General features: G+C 65.9%; 24 protein-coding genes and 1 pseudogene. 18 read left to right on the top strand and 7 right to left on the bottom strand.

What is annotated here, in order from left to right:
• Positions 1–1,674 (bottom strand): sigma-54-dependent Fis family transcriptional regulator (locus tag NFX52_RS21350; protein ID WP_252635806.1); only part of this gene is annotated, 1,674 nt, incomplete at its 3' end.
• A gap of 280 nt (positions 1,675–1,954) precedes the next feature.
• On the opposite strand from NFX52_RS21350, the gene NFX52_RS21345 reads away from it, so the two are divergent.
• The 10 genes from NFX52_RS21345 to NFX52_RS21305 all read left to right on the top strand — a co-directional run bounded on the left by NFX52_RS21345 (position 1,955) and on the right by NFX52_RS21305 (position 11,231).
• The gene (locus NFX52_RS21345) at positions 1,955–3,430 is read left to right on the top strand and encodes a benzaldehyde dehydrogenase (RefSeq protein WP_156358569.1); all 1,476 of its coding nucleotides are present in this window, start codon (positions 1,955–1,957) and stop codon (positions 3,428–3,430) included.
• A 76-nt stretch (positions 3,431–3,506) separates the two neighbouring features.
• A complete protein-coding gene (locus NFX52_RS21340) occupies positions 3,507–4,274 on the top strand; it encodes a coniferyl-alcohol dehydrogenase (protein WP_055393583.1) in 768 nt (255 codons plus the stop codon).
• A gap of 15 nt (positions 4,275–4,289) precedes the next feature.
• The gene (locus NFX52_RS21335; protein WP_055393584.1) at positions 4,290–5,213 is read left to right on the top strand and encodes an alpha/beta hydrolase; all 924 of its coding nucleotides are present in this window, start codon (positions 4,290–4,292) and stop codon (positions 5,211–5,213) included.
• Positions 5,214–5,368: 155 nt separating this feature from the next.
• Complete coding sequence (locus tag NFX52_RS21330; RefSeq protein WP_082437251.1) at positions 5,369–6,289, top strand: SphA family protein; 921 nt, start codon at positions 5,369–5,371, stop codon at positions 6,287–6,289.
• A 31-nt stretch (positions 6,290–6,320) separates the two neighbouring features.
• The gene (locus tag NFX52_RS21325; protein WP_055393585.1) at positions 6,321–7,664 is read left to right on the top strand and encodes an ABC transporter substrate-binding protein; all 1,344 of its coding nucleotides are present in this window, start codon (positions 6,321–6,323) and stop codon (positions 7,662–7,664) included.
• A 5-nt stretch (positions 7,665–7,669) separates the two neighbouring features.
• Complete coding sequence (locus NFX52_RS30905; RefSeq protein WP_353848495.1) at positions 7,670–8,014, top strand: ATP-binding cassette domain-containing protein; 345 nt, start codon at positions 7,670–7,672, stop codon at positions 8,012–8,014.
• Positions 7,923–8,447 (top strand): ABC transporter ATP-binding protein C-terminal domain-containing protein, encoded by a 525-nt coding sequence (locus NFX52_RS21320; protein ID WP_353848494.1) that lies wholly within the window; start codon positions 7,923–7,925, stop codon positions 8,445–8,447. Before NFX52_RS30905 ends, NFX52_RS21320 begins: the two co-directional genes overlap by 92 nt.
• A complete protein-coding gene (locus NFX52_RS21315) occupies positions 8,444–9,247 on the top strand; it encodes an ABC transporter ATP-binding protein (RefSeq protein ID WP_252635805.1) in 804 nt (267 codons plus the stop codon). The genes NFX52_RS21320 and NFX52_RS21315 overlap by 4 nt, the downstream gene beginning before the upstream one ends.
• Entirely contained in the window at positions 9,244–10,143 is a 900-nt protein-coding gene (locus NFX52_RS21310) for a branched-chain amino acid ABC transporter permease (RefSeq protein WP_055393588.1), read from the top strand. The genes NFX52_RS21315 and NFX52_RS21310 overlap by 4 nt, the downstream gene beginning before the upstream one ends.
• Positions 10,140–11,231, top strand: a complete 1,092-nt coding sequence (locus tag NFX52_RS21305; protein WP_242701251.1) for a branched-chain amino acid ABC transporter permease — start codon at positions 10,140–10,142, stop codon at positions 11,229–11,231. The genes NFX52_RS21310 and NFX52_RS21305 overlap by 4 nt, the downstream gene beginning before the upstream one ends.
• Before the next feature lie 33 nt (positions 11,232–11,264).
• Here the strand turns inward: NFX52_RS21305 and NFX52_RS21300 are convergent, their stop codons facing one another.
• Positions 11,265–12,161, bottom strand: coding sequence for a LysR family transcriptional regulator (locus NFX52_RS21300; protein WP_055393592.1), 897 nt, complete (start codon positions 12,159–12,161; stop codon positions 11,265–11,267).
• Between the two features lie 121 nt (positions 12,162–12,282).
• On the opposite strand from NFX52_RS21300, the gene NFX52_RS21295 reads away from it, so the two are divergent.
• From NFX52_RS21295 to NFX52_RS21275, 5 genes are all read left to right on the top strand, one after another.
• On the top strand, positions 12,283–12,978 hold the full coding sequence (locus tag NFX52_RS21295; protein ID WP_055393594.1) for a class I SAM-dependent methyltransferase: 696 nt from the start codon (positions 12,283–12,285) through the stop codon (positions 12,976–12,978).
• Positions 12,979–13,098: 120 nt separating this feature from the next.
• On the top strand, positions 13,099–13,533 hold the full coding sequence (locus NFX52_RS21290; protein ID WP_055393618.1) for a hypothetical protein: 435 nt from the start codon (positions 13,099–13,101) through the stop codon (positions 13,531–13,533).
• 59 nt (positions 13,534–13,592) lie between these two features.
• Positions 13,593–14,417, top strand: coding sequence for an alpha/beta fold hydrolase (locus NFX52_RS21285; protein WP_055393597.1), 825 nt, complete (start codon positions 13,593–13,595; stop codon positions 14,415–14,417).
• A gap of 263 nt (positions 14,418–14,680) precedes the next feature.
• On the top strand, positions 14,681–15,151 hold the full coding sequence (locus NFX52_RS21280) for a (2Fe-2S)-binding protein (protein ID WP_055393599.1): 471 nt from the start codon (positions 14,681–14,683) through the stop codon (positions 15,149–15,151).
• Positions 15,148–17,448, top strand: a complete 2,301-nt coding sequence (locus tag NFX52_RS21275; protein ID WP_055393601.1) for a xanthine dehydrogenase family protein molybdopterin-binding subunit — start codon at positions 15,148–15,150, stop codon at positions 17,446–17,448. Before NFX52_RS21280 ends, NFX52_RS21275 begins: the two co-directional genes overlap by 4 nt.
• Before the next feature lie 181 nt (positions 17,449–17,629).
• Here the strand turns inward: NFX52_RS21275 and NFX52_RS21270 are convergent, their stop codons facing one another.
• Complete coding sequence (locus NFX52_RS21270; RefSeq protein ID WP_055393603.1) at positions 17,630–18,019, bottom strand: nuclear transport factor 2 family protein; 390 nt, start codon at positions 18,017–18,019, stop codon at positions 17,630–17,632.
• A 143-nt stretch (positions 18,020–18,162) separates the two neighbouring features.
• Between NFX52_RS21270 and NFX52_RS21265 the strand changes: the two genes are divergently transcribed.
• Complete coding sequence (locus NFX52_RS21265; protein ID WP_082437252.1) at positions 18,163–19,143, top strand: AraC family transcriptional regulator; 981 nt, start codon at positions 18,163–18,165, stop codon at positions 19,141–19,143.
• Between the two features lie 92 nt (positions 19,144–19,235).
• Here NFX52_RS21265 and NFX52_RS21260 read toward each other — a convergent pair whose 3' ends face one another.
• Positions 19,236–19,658, bottom strand: coding sequence for a DUF1810 domain-containing protein (locus NFX52_RS21260; RefSeq protein WP_055393619.1), 423 nt, complete (start codon positions 19,656–19,658; stop codon positions 19,236–19,238).
• 139 nt (positions 19,659–19,797) lie between these two features.
• Here NFX52_RS21260 and NFX52_RS21255 point away from each other — a divergent pair, with 139 nt between their 5' ends.
• Positions 19,798–20,679, top strand: coding sequence for an alpha/beta hydrolase (locus tag NFX52_RS21255; protein ID WP_055393605.1), 882 nt, complete (start codon positions 19,798–19,800; stop codon positions 20,677–20,679).
• Positions 20,680–20,726: 47 nt separating this feature from the next.
• On the opposite strand, the gene NFX52_RS21250 is transcribed toward NFX52_RS21255, so the two are convergent.
• On the bottom strand, positions 20,727–22,421 hold the full coding sequence (locus NFX52_RS21250; protein ID WP_055393607.1) for a hypothetical protein: 1,695 nt from the start codon (positions 22,419–22,421) through the stop codon (positions 20,727–20,729).
• Between the two features lie 286 nt (positions 22,422–22,707).
• Between NFX52_RS21250 and NFX52_RS31125 the strand changes: the two genes are divergently transcribed.
• On the top strand, positions 22,708–23,100 hold the full coding sequence (locus NFX52_RS31125) for a serine aminopeptidase domain-containing protein (RefSeq protein ID WP_238385457.1): 393 nt from the start codon (positions 22,708–22,710) through the stop codon (positions 23,098–23,100).
• 161 nt (positions 23,101–23,261) lie between these two features.
• Here NFX52_RS31125 and NFX52_RS21240 read toward each other — a convergent pair whose 3' ends face one another.
• Together NFX52_RS21240 and NFX52_RS21235 are read right to left on the bottom strand one after the other, a co-directional pair.
• Positions 23,262–24,758: a hypothetical protein gene (locus NFX52_RS21240; RefSeq protein WP_055393609.1), complete on the bottom strand. Its 1,497-nt coding sequence runs from the start codon at positions 24,756–24,758 to the stop codon at positions 23,262–23,264.
• Positions 24,733–24,863, bottom strand: a pseudogene (locus NFX52_RS21235) (IS481 family transposase); the annotation flags it as partial. The gene NFX52_RS21240 and the pseudogene NFX52_RS21235, both read right to left, overlap by 26 nt.

The following is a 24,863-nucleotide window of genomic DNA, read 5'->3' as shown; positions in this document are numbered from 1 at the left end:
TGTCCCCCCGCTGTTCCCCTGCAAGAGCAGCGACATCACACCACCACCACTTTGCTCACCCCCCGCAAACAGGTGGTGCGGCTCAATCGGCTCTCCATCCGTCGCCAAGATCACTGCCCGCTCGATCAGGTTCTGCAACTCGCGGATGTTGCCGGGGAAGGGGTAGTGAAACATGGCCTTCACAGCCGCCTGGCTAAAGCCGGGCACCTGCCGCTGGTGCTTGCGCTGGTAGTGGGCCAGGAAGTGGCTCATCAGCAGGGGGATGTCGTCGCGCCGGTCGCGCAGCGGGGGCAGGTGGATGGGGAAGACGTTGAGGCGGTAGAACAAGTCTTCGCGGAAGGTGCCCTCGCGCACGGCCTGGCGCAGGTCCACGTTGGTGGCGGCCACCAGGCGCACGTCTACACGCACGGTGCGGGTGCCGCCCACGCGCTCTACCTCGCCTTCTTGCAGGGCGCGCAGCAGCTTGCCTTGGGCTACCAAACTGAGCGTGCCGATTTCGTCAAGGAAGAGGGTGCCGTCGTGGGCGCGCTCAAACCGGCCGGGGCGCGATGTGCCTGCGCCGGTGTAGGCGCCGCGCTCCACACCAAAGAGTTCGCTCTCCACCAGCGTCTCGGGGATGGCCGCGCAGTTGATGGCCACAAAGGGCTGGCTGCTGCGCGGGCTGATGCGGTGGAGCATGCTGGCAAACATCTCCTTGCCCACGCCCGATTCGCCGGTGAACAGCACGGTGGCGGCGGTGGGGGCCACGCGCTGCAGCATGTGGCAGGCGGCGTTGAAGGCGGATGAGGCGCCGACCATGGTGGCGTGGGCGGTGGGATCAGCGGCGGCGCCTGCATTGCTGGACGCCGCCTTGCCCGGTGGCACGCCCAGGTAGGTGGTGCGGACCTTGCCTTGCGCCCCTGCGGGCATGGAGGTGGGCAGCGTTGCGGGCGGGGTGCCCACAAAGTCTTGCGCGTTCAGGTAGAACAGGTCCTGCTCGGGGTCGTCCCACAGTTCGGCCGATTTGCCCACCACGCGGCAGTGCGCCGCGCCGGACGATCGGCACTCCACCTCGCGGAAGACGATCATGCGGCCAAACAGGGTGCTGACGTAGCCGGTGGCGTAGCCCACCTGCATCCAGCACGCGGGCGATCCGCCCACGCCGTAGGCGGCGATGTGCTCGTCGTCTTCGCTGGAGTTGTGCCAGATGAACTCGCCGTCGTATTCGCCCAGCTCGGCGTTGTAGCGGGCGTGCACCACCTCCACCTGCACCACGCCCTCCAGCGCGTGCAGGCGGGTGCCGGCCATGGCGGCGGCGGTGGGTTCGGCGTCGGGCCACTGCTGGCGCACCAGACGGGCGTCGCGCGCGCCGCTCACGTAGCCCGCGCGGGTCAGCAGGCCGCGTGCCTTGTCCAGGCCAATGCTGTCGATCAGCTCGCGCCGCAGCGAGCCCAGGGCCTCGGAGTGCAGCAGGATCATGCGCTGGTCTTGCAGCCAGATGCGCCCGTCGCCGGGCGAGAAGAACAGGCATTCGCTGATGTCGGCCACCGTGGGGTGGGTGTGCTGGCTGATGCCATGGGTGTCAAACCCGCCCAGGGCGCGGGGGGCTTCGGCAGGCACGGTGCCCAGCAGGGCCTGGCCTTGGCCCACGGCGGTGCGGTGCAGGTCGGCCAGAGAGACGCGGCGGCGGGGCATGGGGTTCTCCGGTGGTTGATCAGAAATTGATCAAAAAGTGATCATTTGATCGATTGGTGCAGTGCCATTTGTTTATGAATGGTAACTATTTGGCCGCAAAAAGTCGCCCATGCCAGGCGTGTTTTGGCCTAGGGAAAGTCCGTAGCGCTCCCTCTCAAATAGCCCGTGTTTCAGGCGTTTTGGGGCTTGGTGGCAGGTGGGGCTGGTACGCCCGTTGCAATTTCAGACCACGCCGCTGCAGCCATGCGGTGGGTTTTGATTTCAACCAAGGAGCAATGCAATGGGTGTTTCAGAAAAACCAGGCCTGCTGGACAACCGCCTGTGGGCGGGCAAGGCCTTTGATGGTGCGTGGTCTACCGCGCTGAGCACGGCGCGCGATGCGGTGGAGCCCGCCACGGGCCAGGTGTTCAGCCGCGTGGGCATTGCCAGTGCGGCAGACATGCAGGCCGCCATTGGCCGGGCGCAGCAAGCTCAGGCCGCGTGGGCGGCCACGGGGCCGCGCGAGCGTGCGGCGGTGTTCCACCGTGCGGCCAGCATTTTTGAGCAGCACTTTGACGAGCTGGCCATGACGGTGGCCCGCGAAACCGGCGGCATCGTGCCCAAGGGCCAGCACGAGGTGCGCGAGGCCATCACGCTGTGCCACCTGGCTGCAGCCCTGCCCATGCAGGCGCAGGGCCAGGTGCTGCCCAGCACGCCGGGACGCCTGTCGATTGCGCGGCGCGTGCCGCACGGCGTGGTGGGCGTGATCTCGCCGTTCAACTTCCCGCTCATCCTGGGCCTGCGCTCGGTGGCTCCGGCGCTGGCGCTGGGCAACGCGGTGGTGCTCAAGCCCGACACGCGCACGCCGGTGAGTGGCGGCTTCATCATGGCCCGCGTGTTTGAAGAAGCGGGCCTGCCCAAGGGGCTGCTGCAGGTGGTGCCCGGCGATGCCGAGGCGGGCGAGGCGCTGGTGGTGGACGAGCGCGTGCCCATGATCGCCTTCACCGGCTCGCCCACGGTGGGCCGCCGCATTGGCGCGTTGGCCGGGCAGCATCTCAAGAAGGTGTCGCTGGAGCTGGGCGGCGCCAACAACCTCATCATTCTGGAAGACGCCGACCTGGACGCCGCCGCCAGCGCCGCAGCGTTTGGCGCGTGGTTCCACCAGGGGCAGATCTGCATGGCATCGAACCGCATCCTGGTGCACGAGTCGATTGCGGAAGGCATCCTGCAGCGCATGGTGGGCAAGGCCACGCACCTGCCCGTGGGCGATGGTGCCAGCGGCCAGGTGGCCCTGGGGCCGATGATCGATGCCAAGCAACTGCAGCGCTTTGACCAGCTCATCAAAGACAGCGTGGCCCAGGGTGCCAAGCTCGAAGCGGGTGGCACCTACGACGGCCTTTGCTACAAGCCCACGGTGCTCTCGGGCGTCAAGCCCGGCATTCGTTCGTTTGACGAAGAGCCGTTTGGACCGGTGGTCAACCTGGTCACGTTCCGCACCGATGACGAGGCCGTGCAACTGGCCAACACCAGCCAGGGCGGCCTGGCTGCGGCCGTCATCAGCCCCAGCGTGGGTCGCGCCATGGCCATCGGCCAGCGGCTGCGCGCGGGCATGGTCCACATCAACGACCAGACCGTGAACGACGAGTGCACCAACCCCTTTGGTGGCCCCGGCGTGGGCGGCAACGGCGGCAGTGTGGGTGGGCCTGCGGACATTGACGAGTACACGCAATGGCAGTGGATCACCGTGAAGGACGCGCTGCCCGCGTTCCCGTTCTGAAGTCGCAAGCCCTCGGTGCGGTTGGGCCGCGCCGAGGGCTTGTGCCACCAATCACAAAAATCAGGAGACAACTTTCATGACCCTACACAACAAAACCATCGTCGTCACCGGCTGCTGCTCCGGCATCGGCGCAGACTTTGCCAAGCTCGCCCGCCAGCAGGGCGCCCGCGTGATCGGTGTGGACCGCAATGCGCCCACGCTCACGCTCGACGGCTTTGTGCAGGTGGATTTGGGCGACCCTGCCGCCATCAACGATGCTGTGGCGCAATTGCCTGCCAAGGTGGATGCGCTGGCCAACATTGCGGGCGTGCCGGGCACATCGCCCGCCGAGCTGGTCGGCCGCGTCAACTACCTGGGCCTGCGGCACTTCACACACCGCGTGCTGGAACGCATGGGCGAGGGCGGTTCCATCGTGAATATCTCTTCCATCCTGGGGGCCGAGTGGCCCCAGCGCCTGGAGCAGCACCGCGCCCTGGGCGCCACCACCAGCTTTGACGAAGGCGCCAAGTGGCTGGCAGCCCACCCCGTGCCGCAGGAGACCTGCTACCAGTACTTCAAGGAAGCGCTGATCGTGTGGACGTACACCCAGTCGCAAAAGATCTTCATGGAGCGCGGCGTGCGCATGAACTGCGTGGCCCCCGGCCCGGTGTTCACGCCCATCCTGGGCGACTTTGTGCAGATGCTGGGCCAGGAGCGCGTGGAGAAAGACGCGCACCGCATGAAGCGCCCGGCGTTCAGTGACGAAGTGGCGCCGGTGATCGCCTTCCTGTGCAGCGACGCGGCACGCTGGGTGAGCGGCATCAACCTGCCGGTGGATGGCGGTCTCGCCTCCACCTACCTCTGAGCGAAGGGGCGACACATGTCCGCACAACAGCTTGAGGCCATCTTGCAGATGGCCGCGCAAAACCCGCCGCCACCACAAGCCACCCCCGCGCAGCTGCGTGCGTGGTTTGACGCCAGCAACTCGCGAATGCCCCTGGCCCAGGGGCTTCCCATCCAGACGCTGCGCATCCCCAACGGGGCGGGCGGCACCATGGCGGCGGAGCTGCTGAGCACGCCGCAGGCGGACCCCCGCAGGCTGGTCATCTACTACCACGCGGGTGGCTTTGTGTTCGGCTCGCTCACATCACACCGGGCGCTGTGCTCGTACCTGGCGCAGTTCAGCGGCGCACAGGTGCTGAACGTGGACTACCGCCTGGCACCAGAGCACCCGGCCCCCGCAGCACACGACGATGCGCTGGCGGCCTACCAGTGGGCGCTGGCCAACGGCTATGCCGCTTCGGCCATCGCGCTGATGGGTGACTCGGCGGGCGGTAACCTGGCCTTGTCCACGGCGGTGCGTGCCCGCAACCAGGGCCTGCCCCTGCCTGCGGCCATCGTGGCCTTGTCGCCCGCGCTGGACCTGGCGTCCGAAGGTGCGTCCCACCACACGGTGGACGACCCGTTCATCACGCGCGAGCTCATGGGCTTTTTCAACGCCATGTACGTGCCCGGTGGCGATGTGCGTTCACCCACAGTCACGCCGTTCTACAGCGCCGATCTGCAAGGGTTGCCCCCTGTGCAACTGCAAGTGGGCGGCTGGGAACGCCTGCGCGACGATGCCGTGACCATGGCCGCACGCCTGAAGGCGGCGGGTGTGGCGGCGGACTGCACTGTGTGGGACGGCATGGTGCATTGCTGGCAGCTGTTTGCGCCGGTGCTGGATGAAGCGCTGGCCTCGCTGGAGCAGGCGGGCCGGTTCATTGCCGCGCACCAGCGCACGGCGGTGGCGGCTGCTGCATAGCGCAGCGGCGTCCTCCAACCCCAACCACCCCAAGGGCCGACGCATCGGCCGCGCCCCACCGGCACAGGCCGGGGCGCGAGCCTGCGCGCCACCCAGCCATGCCCTGCGCGGAGCCACAGAAAACCGATCGACATAACAACGAGGAGACAAACGACATGAAAACACTGCAGAGACTGAAAGCATCGCCCCCCAAAACAAGCCGCCTCGCCGCGCTGGCCCTGGCCAGCACGCTGGGTGCAGCGGCCTTCGCCACCGAGGGCGGGGGCTCCACCTACCCGCTAGGCACTGAGAACTTCGTGGCAGGCGCTGCGCCGCCGCCCGGGCTGTATGTGCTGGAGTACGTCAACTACTACACCACCAGCCGCGTGAACGATGGCCAGGGAAACGCCGTGCCCATCCCCGGTTTCAAGGTGCGGGCCGCCGCCGCTGCCACGCGCCTGATCTGGATCACCCCCCAGCAGGCGCTGGGCGGCCATGTGGCGGCCCACGCCATCTTCCCGCTGGTGGATCTGTCGGTGCGAGCCGGGGGCGCGAGCGATTCGCGCACCGGACTGGGCGATGTGACGGTGGGGGGCTCGGTGGCCTGGCACCACTCCCCGCAGCTTCACAGCGTGCTGGGGCTCGATGCCGTGCTGCCCACCGGGGCGTATGACCGCACGCGCCAGGCCAACATTGGGCGCAACTACCTGTCGCTGCAGCCCCTGGGCGTGCTGACCTGGATGGACCCCAGCGGCTTCAACGGCGACGTGAAGGCCACCCTCAACTTCAACCGCACCAACAGCGACACCAACTACCGCTCGGGCCGTGAACTCATCGTGGACTACGCCGCAGGCTGGGGCCTGGGCAATGGCTGGGTAGTGGGTGTGGGCGGCTATGTCTACCGGCAGTGGAGCGACGACAAGGTGGGCGGTGTGGCGCTGGCGGGATCGCGTGGCCGCAGCCAGTCCATCGGCCCCTCGGTGCGCTACGCCAATGGCAAGGGCTGGCTCATCACCGCCAAGGTGGAGAAGGAGTTCGGCGTGCGCAACCGCGCCCAGGGCTCGCAGTTCTGGCTCAAGACCACCATCCCTTTCTGAACCCCGCAACCGATCGCTGGAGAACTTCACCATGACAACCAACACCCCTGAATCCACGGTACCCGCCGCAGACGCTGCGCAGGCCGCATCCCCCACCATCTCGCGCCGTGGGCTGATCGCTGCTGCAGGCGCTGGCAGCCTCGCACTGGGTGCCCGCCCGCTATGGGCCCAGGCCGCAGGCGCCGCGCCCGTGCTCAAGGTCGGCTTCATCAGCCCACGCACCGGCCCGCTAGGCGCCCTGGGCGAGACCGACACCTTCATCCTCGCCCAGGTGCGCAAGACGCTGGCGGCGGGCCTGACCATTGGCGGCGTGAAGTACGCGGTGGAGATTCTGGACCGCGACACGCAGTCCGACCCGGCCCGTGCCAGCCAGCTGGCTAAGGCGTTGATCAACAGCGACAAGATCGACCTCATGCTGACCACCACCACACCCGAAACGGTGAACCCGGTGTCGGATGCGTGCGAGGCGGCGGGCGTGCCCTGCCTGTCTACGGTGATGCCGTGGGAGGCCTGGTACTTTGGCCGGGGCGCCAAGCCCGGCGCGCCATCGCCCTTCAAGTGGACGTACCACTTCTCGTTTGGCGGCGGCAGCTTCACCACGTCGTACACGTCGCAGTTCGCGGCATTGCCCACCAACAAGAAGATTGGCGTGCTGTACCCCAACGATGCCGATGGCAACGCGATTCGCGCCACGTTGGCGCCTGAGCTGGCCAAGGCGGGCTTCACCGTGGTGGACGCCGGGCCGTATGAGAACGGCACCACCGACTACTCAGCACAGATCGCCAAGTTCAAGGCCGAGCGCTGCGAGATCTTCAACACCTTCCCCATTCCGCCAGACTTCGCCACCTTCTGGCGGCAGGCGGCGCAGCAGGGCTACACGCGCATGGTGAAGATTGCGCAGATCGCGAAGACGGGCCTTGTGCCCTCGCAGGTGGAGGCCCTGGGCCCGCTGGCGCTGAACCTAGGCGCTGGATGCTTCTGGCACAAGAGCTTTCCCTACGCGTCAGCGCTCACAGGCCTCACGGGCGTGCAGCTGGCCGATGCGTACGAGGCCAGCACCGGCAAGCAGTGGACACAGATGCTGGGCTCCACCATGTCGCTGTTTGATGCAGGCACCGAGGCGCTGAAAGCCAGCACCAACCCGCGCGACAAGGCGGCGCTGGCCAAGGCCATCAGCACGCTCAAGGCCACCACCATGCAAGGCCCGGTGGACTTTGCCAAGGGGCCTGTGCCCAACGTGTCGGTGACACCGGTGGTGGGCGCGCAGTGGGTCAAGCCCGCAGCGGGCAGCAAGTTCAAGCTCGACCTCCTCATCACCGAGAACGCCACCGACCGCAACATCCCCGTGGCGGCGGCGCTCAAGTCTTACAGCTGATCTCCATGCGACATCCACAACCCCTTTGGAGCCCGCCAACGGGCGGGCCAGAGCAGCAGCCGTTACTACTGCAGGCGCAGGGCATCGACATGCGATTTGGTGCGCTCAAAGTGCTGGACCGGCTCGATTTTTCGGTGGGCAGTGACGAGGCCGTGGGCATCGTCGGGCCCAATGGTGCGGGCAAGACCACGCTGCTGAACGTGTTGGCCGGAGCGTTTGCGCCAAGCCAGGGCACCGTCTGGTTCCAGGGGGGGGGATGTGAGCGCCCGCAGTGCGGCAGACCGCTGCCGTGCAGGTATTGCGCGCACCCACCAGGTGCCCCGGCCGTTTCTGGGCATGACGGTGTTTGAAAACGTGCTCACCGGCGCCACGCACGGCGCAGGCCTGCATGCCCGCGACGCGGGTGACCGGGCCATGGAGTGTCTGCGCCTGTGTGGCATGGAGGCGCTGGCCAACCGCCGTGCAGAGACGCTGGGCCTGCTGGGCCGCAAGCGGCTGGAGCTGGTGCGGGCGCTGGCCACCAGCCCCAAGGTGCTGCTGCTCGACGAAATCGGCGGCGGCCTGACCGATGCCGAGGCCAGTGAACTGGTGGACCTGGTGCGCGCCCTTCGCAGCCAGCGCATCGCCATCGTCTGGATTGAGCACATGGTGCATGTGCTGTTGCAGGTGGCCACGCGCCTGGTGTGCATGGACGGCGGACGGATCATTGCCAGCGGCGACCCGCAGGCCGTGCTGAGCGATGCGACCGTGGTCGAGGCCTATCTGGGCGGGGTGGCGGCATGAGCGCGTTGTTGAGCATTGAGGGCCTGAACGCCCACCACGGGCAGCTGCCTGCCGTGCGCAATGTGTCGCTGCAGGTGCGCCAGGGCGACATCCTGGCGCTGGTGGGGGCCAACGGTGCGGGCAAGACCACGCTGTTGCGCACGCTGGCCGGGGCACACCGCGCCAGCAGCGGCACCGTGCGGTGGGACGGTGTGGACATCACCCGCATGCCTGCTCAAGAGCGTGTGGCCGAAGGCCTGGCCCTGGTGCCCGAGGGGCGGCGCCTGTTTGCGGGCATGACGGTGCGCGAAAACCTGCTGGTGGCCCGCGCGGCGGGGCGGCGCGGGCAGTGGAGTTTTGACACCGTGCTGGACGCTTTCCCGCAGCTGGCCCCCAAGCTGAATGCCAAGGCGGGCGAACTGTCGGGCGGGCAGCAGCAGGCCGTGGCCATTGGCCGCGCGCTCATGACCAACCCGCGCGTGCTGTTGCTCGACGAAGTCTCGCTGGGCCTGTCGCCCCTGGCCGTGCAGGGCGTGTACGACGCGCTGCGTGGCGTGGTGGGGCAGGGCACCACGCTGGTATTGGTAGAGCAGGATTTGCAGCGCGTGCAGGCCGTCGCCAGTCGCATTGTCTGCATGCTGGAAGGCAGCGTGGTGGCCGATGCGCCCGCCGACCAACTCACCCGCGCGCAGATCACTGCGTTTTACTTTGGCGCGCAGCGGCCCGAAGGTGCGCCCGGTAGCCACACCGCGGGCTGTGCCGACGGCGAAGCTGCCAACCACGCAAGCCACGCCCACCCTGCCCACAAGGAGGCCGCATGAACCTTCTCAACCAAGTCATCCAGGGCATCTTGCTGGGCGGCTATTACGCCTTGCTGGCCTGCGGGCTGTCGTTCATGTTCGGGGTGATGCGCATCATCAACCTGGCCCACGGCAGCCTGACTGTGGTGGCGGCCTACCTGCTGTGGGTGCTGGCCGAGCCCATGGGCTGGCACCCGCTGCTGGCCCTGCTTGCGGTGGTGCCTGCCATGGCGCTGCTGGGCTGGCTGCTGCACAAGCTGGTGCTGGAGCGCAGCGCGCGCCTGGGCGCCCTGGTGCCCCTGCTGGCCACGTTTGGCCTGGCCAGCGTGATCGACAACGTGTTGTTCCAGCACTTTGGCGCCGACACGCGGTCGCTGGCCACCTCCATTGGCACGCTGGCGTATGACAGCTGGGAGCTGCCCGGTGGCCTGTATGTGGGGCAGCTGCCCACCCTGGTGCTGGTGCTGGCCATCGTGCTGTTGGGCGGCCTGCACGCCATGCTGGCGCACACGGCGCTGGGGCGGCAGATCCGCGCAGCGTCGGAAGACGCCGACACCGCGCGCCTGGTGGGCGTGCGCACCGGCACGGTGTTCGCGGCGGCTTCGGCCATCACCATGGTCACCGTCACGCTGGCCGGGGCATCGCTGGCGCTGCGCGCCACGTTCGACCCGTTCTCGGGCCCGCAGCAGCTGATCTTTGCGTTTGAGGCCGTCATCATCGGCGGCGCGGGATCGCTGTGGGGCACCTTGCTGGGCGGCGTGGTGCTGGGCGTGGCGCAGAACCTGGGGGCGCAGGTGCATCCCCAGGGGTTTCTGATCGCCGGGCACGCCACCTTTTTGGTCATCCTGCTGGCCCGGCTCTACGCGAGCGGTGCGCTGCGCAGGTTCTTCTCTTCCCGCCGCAGGGCCGCGCCATGACTGTTCCAACGATCTCTGTTCCCTCCGCAATCACGGGCCCATCCCCATGGGTCATCCAGCGATGGACGCGCGCGTCCATCGCCTTCGCCAGCGCCACCGTGCTGCTGTTGGCCGTGCTTTGCCTGGGTCCACTGTGGCTGCAAGCAGGCACGGTAGACCGGCTCACTACGTTGTTCATCTACGTGATCCTGGCCGTGATGTGGAACGCTTTGGCGGGCTACGCCGGACTGGTGTCGATTGGTCACCAGGCGTTCTTTGGCCTCGGGGCCTACGCCATGGTGCGGCTGGCCGATGCCGGCCTGGGCCCGTACCCGGCGCTGCTGGTGGGCGCTGTGCTGGTGGCCTTGGTGGCGGTGCCGCTGGCGGCTTTCATGCTGCGGCTGCAGGGTGGCGAGTTCGCCATCGGCATGTGGGTGGTGGCCGCGCTGACCCACCTGTGTGTGAACCTCGATAGCTTGGTGCAGGGCGAGACGGGCACCTCGATGATCGCGCTGCAGCAGTATGCGGCCGACGACCGGCGTGCCTACACGTATTGGGCCGCGCTCGCCGCCATGGCAGGGCTGTGCTGGGTGGTCTTCCTGCTCCTGCGCAGCAAGGTGGGCACGGCCGCGCAGGCCATTCGCGACAACGAGGTGGCAGCCATCTCGCTCGGTGTGCGTGTGGTGGCCATCAAGCGGCTGGTGTTTGTGCTGTCGGCCTTTGGCTGCGCCCTGGCGGGCGGGCTGTGGCTGGCCACCTCGATCAGCTTTCAGCCCAAGACCTATTTCAGCGTGCAGTGGACGGCCTACATGATCTTCATGGTGTTGGTGGGGGGGATAGGCACCATGGAAGGCCCCATCCTCGGCGCGCTGCTTTTCTTTGCGGTAGAGACCGTGTGGGGCGGGCAGGGCGTGCTCTACCTCATCGGCCTGGGCGCCATCGCCATGCCGTTCGCGCTGTTTTTGCCCAAGGGCATCTGGGGCGCGGTGCAGCAGCGCTGGGATGTGCACCTGCTATCGGCGGGGTACCAAGTGCGCTCGCGGGCGCCGCACAAGGTCGATCCGGATCGGGCCGCCGCAGGAGCGGGTACGAGTGAGGGGCACACATAGCCACTGACCGCTGAGCTTTGGCCCGTGCCGCGCTCAGCGCTCGTCCTGCGACTCCCCGTTGGACAGCCCCGCCGCCAGCGCCTCAAACACCACCCGAATCCGCCGCGAGGTGCGCAGCTCGCGGTGGGACACCAGCCAGATGGGAAAGCGCACTGGCGGCAGGTTGTCCAGCACCCGGACCATGCCCGGCGTCTTGCGGGCGATCTCGGTCATCATGGCGCCAATGCCCATGCCCTGGCACACCAGCGCCCAGTGGGCCACGGTGTGATCGGAGTAGCAGCTGAAGTTGTCCTCGCTCAGGTTCAGCCCGTGCAGGCGCAGGTACGCCAGGTATTGGCCATTGCGGTCTGAGCCCACAAAGGGCAGGCGTGCGGCCTCCTGTGCGTTGTGTGGATGGCCGTGGGCCCGGACCCAGTCCTCTGAGGCGTAGAAGTAGGCCTGTGCCTCACGGATCAGGCGAGCGATCAGGTCGGGCTGCTCGGGCTTGACGTGGCGGATGGCAATGTCGGCCTCCCGGCGCAGCAGGTCGCTCAGCGCGTTGGACGAGATCACTTCGACGGCAATGCCTGGCTCCTGCGCGCGCAGGTGCTGCACGATGGGCGGCAGCAGGTAGGCGGCCACGGCGTCGGTGGCCGACACCGACACCACGCCCCCTACCGCTTGCGACCGCCCGCTAGCCGCCAAGCCCAGCGCCTCGGCGGCAGCGCCCATGGCGCGGGCGTGTTCCAACAGGTCCAGCCCCGTGGGCGTGAGCACCATGGCCTTGCCCACGCGCTCGAACAGCGTCACCCCCATCTGCTGCTCAATGGCGGCCACCTGCCGGCTCAGGGTGGGCTGGGTCAGGCCCAGCTTGCGCGCGGCGGCAGACAGTGAGCCGGTCTGGGCCGTTTGCAGAAAGGCTTTTAGCTGATTCCAGTCGAGGTTATCCATGCGTAAACGTATATGTTCACTGCAATTTACCGCAGTTTCCTGCGCTTCAATGCATGGATAGCATCCGGGTGTTGCTCCTTCCTGCATTCCACCGCGTCAGCACTTCCCCCGAACCGTATCCATGTCTTTGCCCGCCATTGCTCCCGCCTCCAGCGCTTCTCCCTCTGCGGTCCGTTCGGCTGCGGCATCCCAAGCGCGGTTTTGGGACCGCATCGCGCCCAAGTACGCAGCCGACCCCATTGCCGACCTGGCGGGGTATGAGGCCACACTGCAGCGCGTGCAGGGCCTGCTGTCCACCCAGCATGACGTGCTGGAGATTGGCTGCGGCACGGGAAGCACGGCCCTGCGCCTGGCGCCTTTCACCCGCAGCTTGCTGGCCACTGATGTCTCGCCCGCGATGATTGCCATTGCCCACCAGCGGCTGGCCGCGCAGCCCTCGCCACAGCTGAGTTTTGCCGTGGCCGACGCCGAGGCCGCGGCCTTTGGGCAGGCGGCGTACGACGCGGTGCTGGCCTTCAACGTGCTGCACCTGGCGAGCGACCTCGACGATGCGCTGAAGCAGGTGGTGCAGGTGCTGCGGCCGGGTGGGTTGCTGATCTCCAAGACAGCTTGCCTTGCCGAGATGAACCCGCTGATTCCCTACCTGGCCGTGCCGCTGATGCGCGCCATTGGCAAGGCCCCGCCCGTGCTGTGTTTTGGCGAACAGCGGCTGCAGTCGGCCATGGTGCAGCAGGGCTTGCAGATCGTCTGCGCCGAGCGGCATGGCACGCGCGGCAAGGACATCCGCGCCTTTGTCGTGGCCCGCAAACCGGGCTGATCTTTCCTCCTCCTTTCACCGCAACGCATGCGGCCCTTTTGGGGGCGCAGGGAGTTGTTTTGCCTGCTGGTTTTTGCCGAGCCGTTTTGTTCATTCCCCATTGATCCCAAGGAGCCTGTCATGTCTGTTTCTTCCCATTCATCGCACCGCACCCGCTTTGTTCGCTGGTCTGCGGGGGCGCTGACCCTGGCGCTCTTCGCCGGTTGCGCTTCCACCCTCGACCAGTCGGGCCTGGAGCAGCGCACCGCGCAAGCCATCGGGCGGACTGCCGGCCAGTTCACCATCACCGATCGCCAGGAGGAAACCGGTGGCCGGGTCAACTACACCGTCAACACCCGCGACGGCGCCACCTACCGGTGTTACGTGTACGGCGCCACAGGCTTTCAGAAGGCCATGAGCTTTGGGCAAACACCCCATTCCGACGCCATCTGCACAGCCATGGTGGGCAGCGCGGGCAACAGTGGCAACCCGGCACCAGCGGCGGCCGCAGAGCAGCGGGGCCGCAGCGCGGGCAAGGAGTGCAATGCGCTGCTGCGCACGGCGGGGCGCTGCTGAATGCAGTCGCGCAGCCGCTTTATTCCTCCCGCCTTCCACCGCCCCGCAAACCAGACAGCATGAAAAGATGGCACTGGGCCGGCATGCTCATGCTACTGGCGCTTGTTTTGAGCGGCTGCGCGACGGTGCCGGGCACAACCACCGACACCGTGGGCGGGCGCCAGGTGGAGTTCGTTCTGGCAGGGCAGGGGGCGCCTGTGGTCGTGTTCGAGAACGGGCTGGGGGCCACACTGGACTGGTGGTCCAAGGTCTGGCCTGACGCCATGGCAGAAAGCCGGTCGTTGGCCTACCACCGTGCGGGTTATGGCCACAGCGATGCGTCTGCGCAGCCGCGCGATGGCGCCCATGTGGTGGAGGAGTTGAGGGCGTTGTTGCAGGCCCGCAACCTTCCCCCGCCGTATGTTCTGGTTGGGCATTCGCTAGGTGGCCTGTACATGCAACTGTTCGCGCGCAAGCACCCCAGTGAGGTGGCGGCACTGGTGCTGGTGGACTCGACCCATCCCGACCAAGTCAAAGGTGCTGGCAACCCGGAGCACTGGCCCACGTGGCTGAAAGTGGTGTTCCGAGCAACCACATCGGACACGGCCAAGCAGGAGTTGGCAGCGCTGGATGCTACGGGCAACCAAGTGTCCAACCTGCCAGTGGACCCGTCCGTGCCCGTGTGGGTGCTCAGCGCATTGCGCGCCACAGGTGCGCCTTCTGCGTTGGCCGACGATGCCAACCGAAAGCGGGCCGACATCGCGCACCTTTACCCGGGCTCCACCCAGGTGTGGGTGGACAGCGGCCACGGCATTCCGCTGGAGAAGCCCGAGGCCGTGGTCGGCGCGGTTCGAGAGGCGGTGCGGGCCGCCCGTGCATCCCGCGATGCGCAGAAGGCGCAGTAGCAGCCTGTGCCGGATGCCGCCATGGTGGGGCGCCCCTGTGGGTCGTGGCCCTCACCGAGGGTGAACTTGACGGGTGACCTTGAGCCACAGGCCTTGGGACCCTCTGCAGGCTGGCTGCAACCCATGCACCAAGGAGTGGATTGCACTGGATATCTGGGTCATTCATTAGCGTCATTAATAAGCCCAAGAAGCCAGAGCGCTCTAGTCTGCGAGGCACGGCGTCTGTACCGTTGCGCCCACTGAATGACTCAAGGACGCCAAGCATGACCACACTCCAAATCAACGGGCAGGTGCGCAGCACTGATGCGCCCGACGAAACCCCCTTGCTCTGGGTGTTGCGCGATGAACTCGGCATGACCGGCACCAAGTTCGGCTGCGGCATGGCCCTGTGTGGCGCCTGCACGGTGCATGTGGACGGGCAGGCCATCCGTTCGTGCCTGACGCCCCACGGCTCAGTCGTGGGCAAATCAGTGCACACCATTGAGCACATGGAGCAAGACAAGGTCGGCAAAGTGGTTCAGCAGGTGTGGGTAGAACTGAACGTGGCGCAGTGCGGCTATTGCCAAGCGGGCCAGATCATGGGGGCGGTGGCGTTGCTCAAGGCCATACCAAAACCCAATGATCGACAGATCGATGACGCCATGAGCGGCAATGTGTGCCGCTGCGGAACGTATCCCCGCATTCGTGCGGCCATCCAGTTGGCATCACGCCGCCTGGCAGGAGAAAAAGCATGACCATTGCCACACCTACTTCCACGCACACCATTGCACGCCGTCGCTTTCTGCAGGCTGCAGCGGCCCCGTTCGTGCTGGCTGCTGGCGTTGACGGCATTGCCCAGACTGCAGACGGTGCCAAGAAGTTTGGTGCTGCGTCCATGCCTGGCGGCACGGTTGATAACCCGCTGGTGTTTGTCTCCATCGCCACCGATGGCACGGTGACCATCGTGGCGCACCGTGCCGAGATGGGCACGGGCGTTCGCACCAGCCTGCCCATGGTGGTGGCCGATGAACTGGAGGCACGCTGGGACCGTGTGAAGGTCGTGCAGGCGCCTGCCGACGAAGCCCGTTTTGGCAATCAGAACGTGGATGGCTCGCGCAGCGTGCGCCACTTTCTGGAGCCCATGCGCCGAGCGGGTGCTGCAGCACGCCAGATGCTGGAGGCAGCCGCTGCCGCACGCTGGTCCGTCCCCGTGGCCGAAGTGCAGGCGGTGCAGCATGAGGTGTTGCACCGCGCCACGGGCCGCCGGTTCGGCTTTGGTGAGTTGGCCGTGGATGCCGCCAAACAAAAGGTTCCGGCCACTGGCGAGCTGCGGCTCAAGGACCCGGCCCAGTGGCGTTACATCGGCAAGGGCCTGGTGGGCGGTGTGGACATGGCCGCCATTGCGCGTGGCCAGGCCACCTTCGGAATGGATGTGCGACTGCCCGGCATGGTGTATGCGGTGGTGGCCCGCCCGCCCGTGGTGGGTGGCAAGCTGCGTTCTGCCGACAGGGACGCCGCCTTGAAGGTGCCGGGCGTTCTGACGGTGGTGGAAATTGCCGGGTTTAGCGGTGCTGCGGCTTTTCAGCCGCTGGGCGGGCTGGCCGTGGTGGCGCGCAACACCTGGGCGGCCACCCAGGGCCGCGCTGCGCTGAACCCGCAGTGGGACGACGGTGCCAACGGCAGTTACGAATCTGTTGCGTTCCGGCGTGAGCAAGAGCGGCTGGTCAAGGTACCGGGTACGGTTTACCGCAACAGCGGCGATGCGGCCAAGGCGCTGAGCGATGCGCCCGCAGGCAATGTGTTTACTGCCGAGTACTACGTGCCACATCTGGCGCATGCCACGATGGAGCCCCCGGTGGCCACAGCGCTGGTGACGGGCGACATGTGCGAGATCTGGACCTCGGTGCAGAACCCGCAGGCTGCGCTTGATGGCGCCGCCGCAGCGCTGGGCATCAAGCCGGAGAACACCAAAGTCAATGTGCTGCTGCTGGGCGGTGGCTTTGGGCGCAAGTCCAAGCCCGATTACGTGACCGAGGCCGCCCTGGTGGCCAAGGCCATGCCAGGCACGCCCGTCAAGCTGGTGTGGACGCGCGACGATGACATCCACCACGGCTACTACCACGCCGTGTCCCTCGATCGTCTGGAGGCGGTGGTCAAGGACGACGGTCTGCCCCTGGCCTGGTTGCACCGCACAGCGGCACCCACCATCACCTCGCTTTTTGCGCCAGGTGCCAAGGCGGCAGCGCCTTTCGAAACTGGCATGTCGGCCACCAACATGCCCTTTGCCGTGCCCAACGTGCGCATCGAGCGCGCCGAGGTGCCTGCCCATGCGCGCATTGGCTGGTTCCGCTCGGTGGCCAATATTCCGCATGTGTTTGCCACGCAGTGTTTCATTGATGAGCTCGCACACCGCGCCAGAAAAGACCCGCTGCAATATGCCCTGGCGCTGCTGGGGCCAGACCGCAAGATCGACCCGACTTCACTGTCGGACAGCTTCAACTACAGCGAATCGCCCGTGGAGTACCCCATAGACATCGCCCGCATGCGGGCCGTGATCGAAGCCGCAGCGCGCGGCGCCCGCTGGGGGCGCCGCCTGCCCAAGGGGCGTGGTCTGGGCCTGGCATTTGGCTACAGCTTCGTGACCTATGCAGCCACGGTGGTCGAGGTGGAAGCGGACTCCAAGGGCCAGGTCAAGGTGGTGGCGGTGGACATGGCGCTTGACTGCGGCCCGCAGGTCAACCCCGAGCGTATTCGTGCGCAGATGGAGGGCGCCTGCGTGATGGGGCTGTCGCTGGCTCTGAGCAGCGAGATCACCTTTGAAGCCGGGCGGGTGCAGCAAAGCAATTTTCATGATTACGAAGTGCTTCGGCTGCCGCAGTCGCCCCGCACCATCCGCACGCACCTGGTGGGGGGTGATCCCAAGTTGCCGCCGGGAGGCGTAGGCGAACCACCGATGCCGCCCGTGGCGCCAGCGCTGCTCAACGCCATCTTTGCGGCCACAGGCAAGCGCATCCGGTCGCTGCCGCTGCGCGATCAGTTGGTCAAGACCTGAGTTCTGCGAGGGATGTGTCACGCGCCTCGAATCAAAGAACAGTTTGCTATAAATTAAATAGCAAATAACTGTTTATCAGTAAGCGCTGGGTGGCAATTTAGCTCAAAAAAGCGCCATCACGCTCTGTCCCCTCTGATGAGTCAGCGCGTGTGGCCACGGTCATGGTTGGCGGGGCGGCGGGTTACTGGCCCCAGAACGCGTCTTCCTGCGCCGGGTCGCTGGAGAACAGGCGGACTTCAACGATCTTTCCATCGGCGATACGCAGCAGGTCCACCCCCGCCTGCTGGAGCGTGAGGCCGTCGCGCTCGCCTGCAAACTCGATGCTCACGGCCACCCAGTCTCCGTTGGCCATGTAGTGGTCGGCCCGGGTGATCGCAAACGTCCCTTTCGACACGGCCATCATCTGGCCGAGCATCTGGCCCACGGCGGCCATGCCACGGTGCGTGCCCGAGAACTGGTTGTGGCCCGGCTGGTGCCAGACCACGTCGGGCGAGATGACGTGGGCGAGGGTTGCCTGGTCGCCGTTTTGTGCGGCTTGGATGTAGGTCTTGGCGATTTCAATGGCGTGCATGGGGATTCCTTGGTGGTTTTGGGGCAACGCCCCTGGGGGCGCTGTGAGGTCATTGTTGGACAATCAAAGCCCATGTAGACGGTGAAAACCAGCCGAATTACTGTCACTTCGGGACAAACCCCTGCGCCCGCTGTTGCCGACCCATGACCCCACGCCACCACAAACCCGCCGCAGCCCGCCACCCCGACATCCAGCACCTGAGCTACCAGCCCGAGGGGCTGTACCCGCTCGACCTGGAGATATTTCGGGTATCGGACCTGCGGCAACGGGTGGGCGCCGAGGCGCTGGCGTCCACCTACCGCTACGCCTTTCCAACCCTGATCTTTGTGACGCAGGGAACCTGCCTCCACCTGGTGGACTTCGAGCACGTGCGCTGCGGCCCGGGGTCGGTGCTGGTCCTGCGGCCTGGCAAAGCCCACAGTTTTGGAGACACCCAGGACTGGGATGGCTGGATGGTGCTGTTCCGCCCCGAATTTCTGTGGGCTGCGGCCCCCGCCGCGCAGGCGCAGACCCCGGTCGACGGGCTGGACGGCCTGCCGACCGCGTGGGCGCTGGGCAGCGACAGCGCACCGGTGATTGCCCACGCCATTGCGCAGATGCACCAAGACACGCAGACCCACGCCGCATCGCTGCATGCCCATGCCCTGTTGCGCTATCAGCTCTATGCGTTGCTGACGCGGCTGCGCATGGCGCATGAGCAGCAATCTGCGCAGCCCGCAACGCCGGGGCGCGCGCTGCAGAGATTCAAGGCGTTTGAATTGCTGGTGGAGAAGCACTTTGCCGCCTGGCACCAGTTGCCCCGGTATGCGCAGCAGCTGAGCTGCTCCGAGAAAAGCCTGGTGCGCGCGTCGCTGGAAGCAGCCGGAGTCACGCCCAAGGCCTTCATTTCTGCCCGCATCGTTCTGGAGGCCAAGCGCCTGCTGGCCCACACCACCTGGCCCGTGGCGCGCATTGCCGAGAGCCTAGGCTACAGCGATCTGGCGAACTTCGCCAAGTTCTTCAAGCGGGAGGCGGGGTGCACGCCGACCGACTTTCGCAGCAGGCAGACGGCCCATCAACAGGGGATGGCGGGGCGCCTGCAGGCAACGGCTTCGCACCCGATTCCCCCACGGCCCACAGCCTGAACGGCTCGGCCGCCGCGCCGGGGCATGCCCTGCCCGAGACACACGGTGCCCGCAGCTGCGCAGCCAGCAGCCAGCAGCCAGCAGCCAGCAAGCTACCCAAGCAGTTGGACCGTGCGCGGGTCTTTTTCCCCGCGGAAATACTTTTGCAGCACCGTCTCGAACACGCTGCCCGGCGCAGAAGCTTCGCCAAACAGCGTCATGCTGGAGCACAGCTTGAGGTCGTCTGGCGAGCCCAACACATCCAGCGCAGAAGACGTCTCCAGGTCCAGCAGGATCTGGCAGCACTCACGCAAACGGCCTGCGAGCACCGGGTGCGCCAGGTAAGCCTGCGCCTCGGCCATCGATTGAATGGCATAGCGCTGGGCCATGTCGCTGTGCCCCAGCCCCTGTATCTGCGGAAACACAAACCACATCCAATGCGTGCGCTTTTTGCCCGCCCGCAGCTCAGCGATCACACGGGGCCAGACGGGCTCCTGGGCTTGGAGGAAACGGTCGAGAACTGGGGGGAGCGGCATGCTGGATTGGGTGGTGGGCTGGTTGCAGTGGATGGTGACTGCGAACCCGTGGCAGGGCAAGAATTGAATGGTGATGGCAGTGCAGGGGACGGGGCGCTTGCGCGTGACACGCAGTCAGACCCCATGCCAGAATGAACCGATGAGCACCACCACCACCTCCTTCCAATCCAACGCAGACGGCACCCAGGTCACCACCTACACCTGGGCCCAGACCCCGGGCCAACCAGTGGGCGTTGTTCAAATCTCTCACGGCCTTGCCGAGCATGGCGAGCGCTACGACCGCTTTGCGCGGGCCCTGAACGTCGCAGGCTTCATCGTCCACGCCGTGGACCATCGCGGCCACGGGCGCACTGCCGGTGGCAAGCTGGGCGACTTTGGCAGCGCTGGTTTCAGCGGCCTCATTGCCGACGTGGCCCAGTTCGGCGCACTGCTGCGCGCGCAGCACGCCGGCCTGCCGCTCTTCCTGTTCGGGCACTCCATGGGCTCGTTCGCAGCGCAGGCCGCCATCCTGGACCATGCGTCCACCTGGTCCGGCGTCATCCTGTCAGGCTCCACCGCCCTCGACCTGTTCGCCGCTGCCATGGCCAACGCCCCCGCCGATGCGCCCGCCGGGCTCGCGGCATTCAATGCGGGCTTTGAGCACCGCACCGGCTACGAATGGCTGTCGCGCGACGCCGCCGAGGTAGACGCCTACGTGGCCGACCCGTGGTGCGGCTGGGACATGCCGGACGACGTGATCCCCTCGCTTTTCGCGCCAGCGCCCCGGCTGGCCGACCCCGCGCTGCTCGCGCGCATTCGCAGCGACCTGCCCATCCTCATCGCATCCGGCGACGCAGACCCGCTGGCTGCAGGCGGGGTCTTGTTGGAGCAACTGGGGCAGCGGTATCGGGATGCCGGTGTGGCCGATGTCACGGTCAAGCTGTACCCGGCGGCGCGGCATGAGATCTTGAACGAGACGAATCGGGATGAGGTGACGGGGGATATCGTGGCGTGGCTGCGGGCGCGTTCCCGCATTGCGTAGTCACAGCTCCCGTAACAGCAGTCTGTTGAAGCGGCTCCCACGCCAGCTCATGCGAACAGCTCTGCCACCCTTTCCAGGAATGCCTGCATGTTCAGCTCGGCGTCCAGCGTTTCGCGGGTGATGACGTCGGCGTTCCCGTGGCGTACCCCGTACTCGATGCGCAGCTGCATGTGGCCGTCGTCGTCCAGTCCGTTTTCGTAGCCCATGCGGAACATGCGTGATATGTCGCCGCGGCGAGCCAGTGCCAGGAATCGATGCTCGTCGAGGCCCGTGATGGGTGGAAAGCAAAGGCACACCACTTTGATCGCGCCCTCACCAGCCCTGCCGGGCAGAGTGGCCACATGGCATCCGAGGCCGTCCGAGGGGATGCGTGAGGAGCCAGGCAAGGTGGAGGCCTTGTCTTGCCACACGCGCGTGAGCTCGGATGTGCCATCCGGACCGGCGAACCTGGCCCAGAAGCCGCCTGGGTCTTTGCGCAGGTCCTGGTGCAAGGCTTCGGTCACTTCATAGTGGTGACAGCGCCGCCCGCGCGGGTCGGGGGTGTGCGACTGCAGCGGTGCAGGAATAGGGCGCAGTGCGGCCCGCCAGGCAGCTATGTCGTTCCAGCGGACCAGTGGCGGCGTGTGGGCCAGCGTGGCGCGTACGGCCGCCAGCGCCTCGCGTTCCTGAGGCGCGCGCCAGTAGCTGCTGTGCTGCCAGTGGTCCCCCAACTCGCGGGCGATGTTGGCTGCCAGTGGGTTGCCATTGAGGTGGGCGATGACGAGGCGCTGCGCAAGCGGAAAGACCTCTTCACGCAGGCTGCGCGAGCCGTCCGAGCCGTCAGGGCGGTCCGACCAGGTGTACGCGTTGCGGTAGGGAGTACGCACCGTGTCGGCACTGGCGTCGTTGAGCAGTTGGTCCAGCCCATGCAGGTCAGTGCACAGGCCCGCCAGGGGCAGAACCCGACCACCTACCAGCGCAAGGATCGCAGGCAACTGCGACAGACGTTCGAGTGTCCACCGGTGCAGGGAGCCCGGCCCGGGCTCGAAGAACGCCATGCCCAGCTCGAATGCGGAGTCCTGGTGGGGCTCGGGCCCCAGGGCTTGTGCCAGCACAGCGGTGCAAGCGTCATGCCACACACGCAGGGTCAGGTTCAGCACTTCATAGCGCATCAGATTGACTGCCAGCACCTGGCGCACAGCACCGAGCCGTCGGGCGAGGACGATGGGGGCGCCGGGCTGGTCGGGTGGCGTAGCTTCCAGCGCAAAACCGCTGCCAGCCATAGCGCGTGCCAGGGCAGGGGCCAAAACTTCTCGCACCTCGCTCTCGCCGCGCAGCGCATCGGGCGGGCGAGCCCCCCAGGGCAGCTTTTCGGCGGGCGCCACAGGCGTGGCGGCTTGCGCGAACTCGGTCGGCACTACCCGGCCGTCGGGCAGAAAACCTACGCCCAGCGCCGCGTCATACGCCACCAATCCCAGTGCACCGGCAATCTCCACAGCCGCCCGGTATGCAGGCATCTCATCCACGTTCGGGAGGTCAAACTGCCATGCCGCGCGACGGCAGGCGTTGGCCTGCTGCAAGGGCGTGGTGCGGCCCGTGTCCTTGAAGCGATCCTCGAACCGCAGCGCGAACTCGACAAAGCGCAGGTTCTTGCCATCGGCACGCGCGTGCAGCAACTCGCGCATGGCCTCCAGCGCCGCAAAGTTTTCGGGCAGCGGCAGGGCATGGCGATCGGGGTCGAAGAGGTGAAGGCTAGAGGTCATGGCTGAGCGAAGACAAAGGGTTGGCTCGCGCAGCTTAGCCGGGATCAGGGCCGGGCAGCTTCGCCGCACGAGAGGGACTGCACGCTCGCGTCGCGTGGCAGCATGCTGGCCTCCCGCCCTTCCTGTTCGTGCACTCCCTGGGCTAGTTCGCAGCGCAGGCGGCGATTCTGGACCAAGCATCCACCTGGTCCGGCGTCATCCTGTCGGGCTCTACCGCCCTCGACCTGTTGGCCGCCGGCGTGGCCAACACCCCGCCGATGCGCCCGCCGGGCTCGCGGCCGTCAATGTGGGCTTTGAACACCGCACCGGCTACGAATGGCTGTCGCGCGACGCTGCCGGGGTAGACGCCTACATGGCAGACCCCTGGTGCGGCTGGGACGTGCCGGACGATGTGATCCTCTCACTCTTCGCGCCAGCGCCCCGGCTTGCGGACCCCGCGCAACTCGCGCGCATCCGCAGCGACTTGCCCATCCTGATCGCATCGGGCGACGCGGACCCCCTGGCCGCAGGCGGGGTCCTATTGGAGCAACTGGGGCAGCGGTATCGGGACGCGGGTGTGGCCGATGTGACGGTCAAGCTGTACCCGGCGGCTCGGCATGAAATCTTGAATGAGACGAATCGGGATGAGGTGACGGGGGATGTGGTGGCGTGGTTGCGGGAGCGGGTCAATGTTGCGTAGTGGATGCGCGATGCCATCTTGGTGATCTCATGGATGCCTGCTCAAGGCTTGTCTGAGTCATTGACAAGAACTCGCCCCAGCGCGCGTTGTCACCATAGCTCGATTTTTTTGAAGTCATCCCGACAGGCAGGTCATCTTCCCAAGTTGGCTGCCTTACCCGCTCAACTGCCAATGCCGAGTTCTAATTGTTCGTCTCGTCTGCGGGGTTTGGAAGCGACTCTGAATCCGCCGGGCAGAAAATCAAAATGCCTTCCCCAGTTCGATAGCTTCTTACAGAGCCAGTCCCGAGTACCTGGAGCGAGGTTTTCCATCGATGTGAGAGTCTTTGCTGCGATTTCAAAGCCGTCGCCACGCAGCACATGCGACCAGAACGAAACATATGGCTCCGTCGATAGCAGCGCCCTCACTCGCGCCTCAAACTGCGAGAAATCTTCGCGAACGCGAAAGCGCTTCCCCGCCTCTTCGGTGATTGCCTCGAGCTTAAGTAAGTCCTGACGCGCAGCGTGTTCTCCTCTACGGAGACTCATGCCGTCGCCCGACCCGTCAGCGATCATTTGCCAAACTGCACACACGGTCACCCAGTTTGTAGACGGTACGAAGACAGCCTTCTTGGGACGCGCGCCACGTCCATACACGGTCAGATTTCCGAGCTCTTTGGCTGCATCCACATTGCCACGCCAAGGACTAACTGATTCGGGGCTAATCTCCGCCAAGTTCAAACGCGCAAGCCAGTCGGTCAAGGTGGTGGCGTACTGATGCCACACGTCATCACGTACGGAGACAAACGGGAAGCGATCGCGCAACCACAACGCGGCGTCCGTCCTGCTAATCTGCCCCGACTTTTCTAGATCCACGATGAACGCTGCAGCAATGCGATTCCGAAGAACAGATTGCCGGACGTATTCACCAAGTCGGCCCTGATGTTCGTATTGACGCACGACATCGGGCACTTCCCATCCGGAAGAGGTCCTCACTACAAGTCCCGCCAGTCGCATATCGCGGAGTACGTTGTAAACGCCAGTAAGAGTCTTGTCCCATTTCTTTACTAGTTCCGCTGGTTCTAGCCGCTTATCGCCACCAATCGCCCTAAACGCCTGCATCACCGAAACCAAACCGATCCGCACGATTTCAGATTGGCCTTGCTCAGGCAGTCGCTCATATAGGAAGAAATCCTTAAACACATCGTTGTATGTGTCATACGTTCCCGCAGAGAAACGTAGAAGCTTGCGGTGCGTAAGCTTCTCAAGCATTGGTCGTAAGAATGGGTCGTCGTCGAATCGACGGGCAAGTGCTTGATAGGTTGCCGGCAGAACCGCCGCGACGCGTGTCAAATAGCCTCGCTCGTGCTCGTCAAGTTCAGCTAACTCTTCCTCAAACAGATCGGCAAGGTGTAAACCGCTAGACAGCAACTCCGTCTGAGTTGTGCCCGAGGCTGATATTGCGAATACATGAGCCAGAGTTCTCTTTAGCAGCCACGGGAAGCCTTGCGCAAATTCGAGTACCTGGGTCAGAACTTTTGGAGATATCTTGATATCGACGCCAGCGGCGGCACTTTGAATCAGGGAATGAGCCTCCGCCTGAGAAAAGTCTTCTAAGCTGATGGACTCCGCTACGCCGCGAAGCCGATCGAGGCTAACTGTCGCATCCCGTACGATCATATGGTCGCTTGTGAAACAGGTGCGGGTGGGTCTGGTACCACTCTTTCATCGCCTGCATCGGCGTACTGCTCTTGAGCGCTGACTGCGGTAACTGGTGGTTGTACA

It is taken from the genome of Acidovorax facilis (genome assembly GCF_023913775.1).
GTDB lineage: Bacteria > Pseudomonadota > Gammaproteobacteria > Burkholderiales > Burkholderiaceae_C > Acidovorax > Acidovorax facilis.
The sequence above is the reverse complement of the archived record's forward strand: the minus strand, read 5'-3'. Positions and strand labels throughout refer to the sequence as shown.

Excerpts from the sequence above, each read along its gene's own strand:
- NFX52_RS21345 (WP_156358569.1), top strand. The coding sequence starts at position 1,955 with ATGGGTGTTTCAGAAAAACCAGGCCTGCTGGACAACCGCCTGTGGGCG.
- NFX52_RS21340 (WP_055393583.1), top strand. The coding sequence starts at position 3,507 with ATGACCCTACACAACAAAACCATCGTCGTCACCGGCTGCTGCTCCGGC.
- NFX52_RS21335 (WP_055393584.1), top strand. The coding sequence starts at position 4,290 with ATGTCCGCACAACAGCTTGAGGCCATCTTGCAGATGGCCGCGCAAAAC.
- NFX52_RS21330 (WP_082437251.1), top strand. The coding sequence starts at position 5,369 with ATGAAAACACTGCAGAGACTGAAAGCATCGCCCCCCAAAACAAGCCGC.
- NFX52_RS21325 (WP_055393585.1), top strand. The coding sequence starts at position 6,321 with ATGACAACCAACACCCCTGAATCCACGGTACCCGCCGCAGACGCTGCG.
- NFX52_RS30905 (WP_353848495.1), top strand. The coding sequence starts at position 7,670 with ATGCGACATCCACAACCCCTTTGGAGCCCGCCAACGGGCGGGCCAGAG.
- NFX52_RS21315 (WP_252635805.1), top strand. The coding sequence starts at position 8,444 with ATGAGCGCGTTGTTGAGCATTGAGGGCCTGAACGCCCACCACGGGCAG.
- NFX52_RS21310 (WP_055393588.1), top strand. The coding sequence starts at position 9,244 with ATGAACCTTCTCAACCAAGTCATCCAGGGCATCTTGCTGGGCGGCTAT.
- NFX52_RS21305 (WP_242701251.1), top strand. The coding sequence starts at position 10,140 with ATGACTGTTCCAACGATCTCTGTTCCCTCCGCAATCACGGGCCCATCC.
- NFX52_RS21300 (WP_055393592.1), bottom strand. The coding sequence starts at position 12,161 with ATGGATAACCTCGACTGGAATCAGCTAAAAGCCTTTCTGCAAACGGCC.
- NFX52_RS21295 (WP_055393594.1), top strand. The coding sequence starts at position 12,283 with ATGTCTTTGCCCGCCATTGCTCCCGCCTCCAGCGCTTCTCCCTCTGCG.
- NFX52_RS21290 (WP_055393618.1), top strand. The coding sequence starts at position 13,099 with ATGTCTGTTTCTTCCCATTCATCGCACCGCACCCGCTTTGTTCGCTGG.
- NFX52_RS21285 (WP_055393597.1), top strand. The coding sequence starts at position 13,593 with ATGAAAAGATGGCACTGGGCCGGCATGCTCATGCTACTGGCGCTTGTT.
- NFX52_RS21280 (WP_055393599.1), top strand. The coding sequence starts at position 14,681 with ATGACCACACTCCAAATCAACGGGCAGGTGCGCAGCACTGATGCGCCC.
- NFX52_RS21275 (WP_055393601.1), top strand. The coding sequence starts at position 15,148 with ATGACCATTGCCACACCTACTTCCACGCACACCATTGCACGCCGTCGC.
- NFX52_RS21270 (WP_055393603.1), bottom strand. The coding sequence starts at position 18,019 with ATGCACGCCATTGAAATCGCCAAGACCTACATCCAAGCCGCACAAAAC.
- NFX52_RS21265 (WP_082437252.1), top strand. The coding sequence starts at position 18,163 with ATGACCCCACGCCACCACAAACCCGCCGCAGCCCGCCACCCCGACATC.
- NFX52_RS21260 (WP_055393619.1), bottom strand. The coding sequence starts at position 19,658 with ATGCCGCTCCCCCCAGTTCTCGACCGTTTCCTCCAAGCCCAGGAGCCC.
- NFX52_RS21255 (WP_055393605.1), top strand. The coding sequence starts at position 19,798 with ATGAGCACCACCACCACCTCCTTCCAATCCAACGCAGACGGCACCCAG.
- NFX52_RS21250 (WP_055393607.1), bottom strand. The coding sequence starts at position 22,421 with ATGACCTCTAGCCTTCACCTCTTCGACCCCGATCGCCATGCCCTGCCG.
- NFX52_RS21240 (WP_055393609.1), bottom strand. The coding sequence starts at position 24,758 with ATGATCGTACGGGATGCGACAGTTAGCCTCGATCGGCTTCGCGGCGTA.